The following is a 658-nucleotide window of genomic DNA, read 5'->3' on the forward strand; positions in this document are numbered from 1 at the left end:
CACGCCGCCAGCGTTCGTCCTGAGCCAGGATCAAACTCTCCGTAAAGTGTTTGATAAAGCTCATTGTGTTTCTTGTACTAACGTTGACGTTTTTGGTTGTTTAGTTTTCAAGGTTCAAGTTTGCAATAGTAATAATGGAGCGGGTGATGAGAATCGAACTCACGACATCAGCTTGGAAGGCTGAGGTTTTACCACTAAACTACACCCGCGTGGTATTCTATTTATAGATAGAAGATAAATGATGGCGCGCCCGAGAGGAGTCGAACCCCTAACCTCTTGATCCGTAGTCAAACGCTCTATCCAATTGAGCTACGGGCGCGTATGTTTTTGGTGCGGTCGAGAGGAGTCGAACCTCCACGGGATTATCTCCCACTAGGCCCTCAACCTAGCGCGTCTGCCATTCCGCCACGACCGCTTAATGAAGCGACAAGTAATATTATATCAATATAACTCAGAATGGTCAAGCACTTTTTAAAATTAAATTTTAAATGCGGGTGGAGGGACTTGAACCCCCACGCCTTGCGGCACTAGATCCTAAGTCTAGCGCGTCTGCCAATTCCGCCACACCCGCATATTCATAATGGTGAGCCATGTAGGATTCGAACCTACGACCCTCTGATTAAAAGTCAGATGCTCTACCGACTGAGCTAATGGCTCA

General features: G+C 47.0%; 5 tRNA genes. All 5 read right to left on the minus strand.

Going from position 1 to position 658, the window contains the following annotated elements:
* Positions 1–135: 135 nt before the first annotated feature.
* The 5 genes from P6709_RS19710 to P6709_RS19730 all read right to left on the minus strand — a co-directional run bounded on the left by P6709_RS19710 (position 136) and on the right by P6709_RS19730 (position 657).
* Positions 136–209, minus strand: a tRNA-Gly gene (locus P6709_RS19710).
* 33 nt (positions 210–242) lie between these two features.
* Positions 243–319 (minus strand) — tRNA-Arg (locus P6709_RS19715).
* Between the two features lie 9 nt (positions 320–328).
* Positions 329–415 (minus strand) — tRNA-Leu (locus tag P6709_RS19720).
* A 74-nt stretch (positions 416–489) separates the two neighbouring features.
* Positions 490–571: transfer RNA gene (locus tag P6709_RS19725), tRNA-Leu, on the minus strand.
* Between the two features lie 10 nt (positions 572–581).
* Positions 582–657 (minus strand) — tRNA-Lys (locus P6709_RS19730).
* Position 658: the final 1 nt, after the last annotated feature.

This window comes from Jeotgalibacillus sp. ET6 (assembly GCF_029667115.1).
Taxonomy (GTDB): Bacteria; Bacillota; Bacilli; order Bacillales; family Jeotgalibacillaceae; genus Jeotgalibacillus.